The organism is Streptomyces populi, from assembly GCF_002911015.1.
GTDB lineage: Bacteria > Actinomycetota > Actinomycetes > Streptomycetales > Streptomycetaceae > Streptomyces > Streptomyces populi.
This window is the reverse complement of record NZ_KZ627051.1, coordinates 1-5758: the sequence shown is the minus strand read 5'-3', so window position 1 is coordinate 5758 and position 5758 is coordinate 1. Positions and strand designations below refer to the sequence as shown.

The window sequence follows — 5758 nt, the reverse complement described above, 5'->3', positions numbered from 1 at the left end:
TCCTCGGCTGCGGCCGGTCCGATCTCCCGGACGACCGATCCGAAGCATTGGCGGGCATCGCTTAGCCGCCCGAGCTGCCGCAACCGGACGCCGGCGTTTGTCATGACGAGGGCTCGTGCGCGGTTCGATAGGGGGAGTTCTCGGAGTTCGGTCCAGCGGCGTTTGAAGAAATTGGACAGGGCACCCAGGTCGGATCCGGTCATGCCGAGCCTTCGGGTCGAGAAGTTCATTCGGCGGTCGCGCCAGACGCGCTTCAGAAGAACTTGCTCGAACACCTCTTCATGGAGACCTGCCGCACAGCCGTGATTGACCGCGGAGTAGAGGTGCGTCATGCCGTGGGATTCGGATGGCATGCCTGGCGCCCGCGACCGGTAGTACTCGAATAGTCTCCGGTTGCCCTCCTTCCACGTGCCGGACTCCTGCTGGAGGAGGTCACGAAAGTATTCCCGGACCAGCGGGTGGGCGTCGAGGGCACCCGGCCAGTCCGGGATCTCCCGGTTCAGCAGACCCATACCTCGCAGTGCACCGACATATCGGTTCCACTCCTCGCTCCCCACGCTGCCGAGTCCGGCCAGTGCGGCGTCGATAGCTGGCTCCGCCAAGAGCGCCCCCATCGCCTCTGGGAAGGCTGGGCGGTCGAAGAGGCCGATCACGCGAAGCACTGCCAACTCGGTGTCCCGCTCGTGTTGCTGCAGCCATTGGACGTAGGAGGCCATGATTCGACGGGCGTGTGCTCCCTCCCTGCCCTCGACGGTCAGTTTTGCCAAGTCTGCCCGGCCGTTGATATCTCCATGATGGACGTCGCGCAGATAGTTACCCAGAAGGGTCACCGCTAGGGCGTGGCAGCCGACATCTCGAACGACCGGCTGAAGGTCCCTGAAATCCCGATCTTCGCCGATCAGAGATCGAAGGAGCTGGCAGGCGGCATATTCGTCCAGATTCTCCAGTGCCCGTTCGATGACTGTGCCGGCGTCTGGGTCATCGGACGGTCTGAGATCCACGATGGGTACACGGGTCGTGATGACGCAGAGGCCCTGCCAGTCCGGCTTCGCCAGCTCTTCGAGCAGAGCGCGGATGGAGTCATCCGTCAGCTGACCGCCGAGGTCCGGGGCGGTGAGCGGGTATTGCAACGGCTCCAGGCCGTCCAGTATCAGCAGAAAGACGTTCTGCTTGATAAGAGCGGCAAGTTCCAGGCCCTTCTGCCACGGGTTCAGGGACTTCTTCGAAGTGCCGCCCAGCCAGTCAGTCGCAAAGTCGACGAACGGGTCAGCGGAAACCAGGTTGTCCCTGGTGCCCTGGCTGTAGAAGGACCACGCCAGCACTTTCTGGGCGTCGAGGAAGTTAGCTACCTGCATCTCGCTGAGCCAGGTGTTGATCAGCGAGGACTTCCCGGTGCCCCCAGAGGCGACGATGGTGAAGATCCGGGTCCGCTGTGAGTCCCAGGAAGATCTGAGTTCGGCCAGCTCCTTGGTGCGGCCGAAGAGATTCCGGGTGGTCATGGGCAGCCCCCGGTTGTAATAGCTTCCGGTGAGGCGGGACGGGGCTGGCGGGTCGAGGTCTGGGTAGCTGTAGACTCGTTTGGCGGGGCGCCCTTTTATGTCGACGGGGCTGATCTCCAGCAGCCAGTTAAGGGCTTCATGCGCCTGCCGTGCCTGCTTCTCGGTGCCTGCTATTACCATCAAGGGGAACCGATCGTGCTCAGCCGCCTGTCCCCTGAATATGTCCACAGCTTTCCGCACGTCGTGCCAGGTATCCAGGGCCCGTTGGGCATCGGCCTGCTGATCGCTGAGATCCACACCGATCACGCCGATGGGGAACCGGGGCATATCAGGGCGGGTTATTGCCTTGGCGGCCAGGCTCAAATCGTGGTGGGAGTCGTAGATCCGGTAGTGGTGCCATCCAGCTCGGGCGAGACAGGCAAGTAGTCCCTTGCTCTGGTCCCGAACCTGCTCTCCTACGATCCACAGCACGCGGATGCTGCCGCCGAACTCGTTCCAGGGTGCTGCCATCAGCCACCGGTCCAGGACCATACCGAGCTCCGGGAAATCCATCTGAAGATTCGGGAGTCCATTATTTCGGAGAAGATAAACGTCGACGGGAATCCGGTCGATGAAAGAGTGCTCCGGTTGCGTACCATCCCTGATGGCGTGGCCGAGTTCCACATCTGCATCGGTCCAGATGGAGATTCCGGCCAACTCGGCGTCAGCTTCCCATTCCGCGAGGCTAGGACTAGGCTTGTCTACGCAGACTACATCATCCCAGCCGTGGGGATTTGCTCTCATTGCCTCTTCATTGCGCTTGAGGACCTTTCTGCCCAGCTTATTTTCCCTGAGGGGAGGAGTGACTGGCGCAGCATAGCCGCCAAGACTTGCAGGGGACCCTCGGGTTGCAACCATCATCCCAACGACGGCATCACGACCAGGCGAAACCAAGGGTGCGCCAGAAAGCCCGGGATCTGCACTTCCTTCCTTGAAGGTGAGGAATGCGTCGCCTTCCACTCCCTCGAACCGGAAAGTGGCAGGCGATCCGGGTGGTTCTAGATCGCTCTCTCGCTCCGGGAAGCCGAATCCGTGACAGATCTCCTCCGGCATTGGCCTCCCTCTGCGGTCCAATACAACGCAGGGGTGCTCGATCCGTTCCTGGAGCTTCAGCAGCGCGATGTCCGGATAACGTACCTCCTGACCGTCTACCGGCCCACCCCATGAATCCTTGACCTTTACTGGTACCGGGGTGTTCTTGAGCGGCGAGCTTGGGATGATCGCAACCTCCTGAACGTCCCTCACCACATGAGCACAAGTCATGACCCAGCCAGGGGCCACAAAAAAGCCCGTGCCTAGTGTCCCCGCCCCGTCGACACTGCAAATTCGTACGACAAACCTTCGCAAGGCGACTGTATCGACTGATCTCAGCATCGTATGTCAGGCCGCGTCGGCCTTCTTCCAGTTGAGGGTTACCTTCAAACTCGCAGACCCATCTGCGTCGACGATGAGTCCGGTCAGCAGGCCGCCTTTAGCGGTTATCGCAAGCCCAAACTCTACACTCGCCGAGTCGGGCTTGACATTGTCCCAGACATCGACCATTTCCCGCGCCACCGCCTCGACCGTATCGCGAACCCCCTTCAACGACATCGCTTTGCCGATGCCGACAACTTTGGGTCCTCCGGTCTCCACGACTTCCACGTAGAATTTGACGCCGCCGGACTTAACCAGTTGAACGCCCCGGGTCGTTGGCGCCTGCGGGATCGACACAATAGTCTCCCTGCCCATTTGGCATTGCCCGCGCGGCTCCGGAAAAACAGCCGCTCAGTTCCCAGGCCACGGCTCTATCTGGAGCGGGCCTCTCCACGAGCACCACGATGCCTCTACTTCCAGTGAATTACTTCCTGAGCTGGCCTGTCAAGGTCTTACTGAGGTCTTTTCAACCTGCGGATGAGCTGGCGTGATGCAGGGTGAGGACAGCCTGGGCCAGGCCTGTGATGCGGGTGGTCGAGCAGCGAATTTTGCGGAGGAGTCGCCAGTTCTTGAGGGTGGCCATGGCCTGTTCGACGAGGGCGCGGATCTTGGCCTGGGATCGGTTCACGGCCTGCTGACCTCTGGAAAGCGTCTCCCATCGGCCGCGGAACGGATCCCGGACCGTGCCGCGGGTGCCCTGGTAGCCCTTGTCCGCCCAGCAAGGGATTCGGGCCTGGTCGAGGGCGTTGATGATGCCGTGTTCGCGGGCCGCGCGAACGTCGTGAACGGCCCCTGGCAGTGCGGGCGAGGCCCATAGCAGCCGGCCGAACGGATCGGCGATGAACTGCACGTTCATGCCGTGCTTCTTATGCTTTTCCGAGTAGAAGGGCCGGTCGGCGGCGATCTCCCCCAGCCTTCGGCCGGGAGGTGCCCCCAGTCGATGGGCAGGAGCGTCCCGTCGAGCAGGAGGTACGCCTTCGCCGAAGCCGCCAGGAGGGCCTCGTCGAGGGTCGAGGCCAGTGCGGCCAGTAGGTCGACGGCCTCGCTGATGTAGCGGTAGACCGTGCTCGTCCCGACCCCGAAGCCCGCCGCGAGCTGGGCGTACGTGGTTCCGTTCCGCAGATGCGTCAGCACCAGCAGGGCTTGACGGCCGACCGGGAGCCGGCGCCAGCGGCTCTTGATTCGACGACGATGTTCTCGCAGGCGAGCAGCGAGGAAGGACAGGGATCGACGGGACACGTCCAGCCCGCACGGGTAGACAAGCATGCGAAGCTTCTGGTGGGTACCGGGTGATCTTGGTCGTGAACTCGTCTACCAGGGCTTCACTCATCTGTCGAGCCAACTGCCCAGCCCAAGAGGCAAGTTGGCAAAGGCTCACTCAACTGTTTCGAAAGATGTGCTGCGGACCACCAACCTCGATCCTTTAAGACGGCCTGCCGACGGAACTGGTGGATCGTTCTCGCCGCCCGTGGCTGATCGCTGGAGTCACTGCGGCCCGACTCCCACGTCGGGTGGGCGCCGGGTTCCACTCGTGAATCCCAGGTAGGCGGTCATCACTGAGATGGTCCACACCTTGTCCGACGCGGGCACGGGAGAAGATGCGGGGGGCCTCTATGTTCTTCGTCAAGCGTGTGGGTAGCTTCGGCCCGAGGTTCGATCTTCTTCGTGGGGCATGAGACTGTCTCGTCGTGTCAGAGATGAGTGGGTTGGAGGCGGCCTTGGCTGAGGCGTCGTCTCCTTCGTGGGCGCAACGTGTTTGCGCTGGGCGTGACCTTGCTTCCTTCGCCGATGTTCCTGAGGCTGCAGAAGTGCTGGTGGGGCTGCTGCTGGATGTCGAGAACACGGCGGTGACGCGACAGACGGCAGAGGCCCTGGCTCGAATGGGGACGGTGACCGCCGTGAGGCTCATTGCTCTCGCGGTTGCCGAGGCTGACGGCAATCAGGCTGACTGGCTGCAGACCGGGGTGCATGACGCGCTCGTGAGACCGGACGGTGTGCCAGCTGTTGCAGCGGCCTGCAGGAAGCTGGCCCAAGGCCAGGAAGAAGCTGTCCGGCGGGGCGCTGCGGAGATCTCGGCGTGGACGGATGACGCAAGGTGTTGACCTGAATCGACCTGCCCGTGGGCTGGTTCATCGGGTCTCCGTAAGTTGTTGGGCGGCCAGGGAGGGCCGGATGTGGCTGATCAGGTCTTGCCTGTCGTGGCTCCGAAGGAGTGGCCGTCCGGCTCTCCGGGGCGCCCTGGCTGCTGATTGAGATGTGCGCTTCGGTCGCTATTTACGGATATGCCAGCGGGGTGTTCCTCGGGCTGACGGCAGCGCTGCGCGGACCGGGGAGGGGCAAGTGAGCGACAGGAAGACCGAAGTCTGGGTCGGTATCGACGCGGGCAAGGGGCATCACTGGGGGACGGCGGTCGATGAGACCGGCGCGACGCTGTGGTCGAAGAAGATCGAGAACGATGAGGCGCCGATCCTGGCCGCGCTTGGCGAGCTCCTGGACCCGGCGGAGGAGGTCCACTGGGCGGTAGACATCTCCGGCACGTCCTCGGCGCTGCTGTTGGCGCTGCTCGCAGCTCTCACGGTCAGCGGGCGGTCTACGTGCCCGGACGTACGGTCAACCGCATGTCCGGCGCCTACCGGGGTGAGGTGAAGACCGACGCCCGCGATGCATATGTGATCGCGGAGACATCCCGCCTTCGCCGGGATGCAGGTGGCCGGCCCCCTGACCGACCGCTTCGGCGCGCGCGTCGTGGTCCCCGTCGGCGGCGTGCTGTGCGGCGCGGCCCTGATCCTGCCCGCTCTCGCCCGGGA

The 5758-nt window shown here is 63.3% G+C and carries 3 protein-coding genes and 3 pseudogenes; 3 read left to right on the top strand and 3 right to left on the bottom strand.

Going from position 1 to position 5758, the window contains the following annotated elements; translation table 11 throughout:
* The 3 genes and pseudogenes from CW362_RS42235 to CW362_RS42225 all read right to left on the bottom strand — a co-directional run.
* Nucleotides 1-2783: ATP-binding protein (locus CW362_RS42235; protein WP_240658342.1), on the bottom strand; the 2783-nt coding region annotated here is incomplete at its 3' end.
* A gap of 135 nt (nt 2784-2918) precedes the next feature.
* A complete protein-coding gene (locus CW362_RS42230; RefSeq protein ID WP_162684436.1) occupies nt 2919-3248 on the bottom strand; it encodes a CU044_2847 family protein in 330 nt (109 codons plus the stop codon).
* Nucleotides 3249-3417: 169 nt separating this feature from the next.
* Nucleotides 3418-4217, bottom strand: a pseudogene (locus CW362_RS42225) (transposase family protein).
* Between the two features lie 548 nt (nt 4218-4765).
* Between CW362_RS42225 and CW362_RS42220 the strand changes: the two are divergent.
* The 3 genes and pseudogenes from CW362_RS42220 to CW362_RS45155 all read left to right on the top strand — a co-directional run.
* Entirely contained in the window at nt 4766-5053 is a 288-nt protein-coding gene (locus CW362_RS42220; protein ID WP_103554880.1) for a hypothetical protein, read from the top strand.
* A gap of 238 nt (nt 5054-5291) precedes the next feature.
* Nucleotides 5292-5653, top strand: a pseudogene (locus CW362_RS42210) (IS110 family transposase); the annotation flags it as partial.
* Nucleotides 5640-5758, top strand: a pseudogene (locus CW362_RS45155) (MFS transporter); the annotation flags it as partial. The pseudogenes CW362_RS42210 and CW362_RS45155, both read left to right, overlap by 14 nt.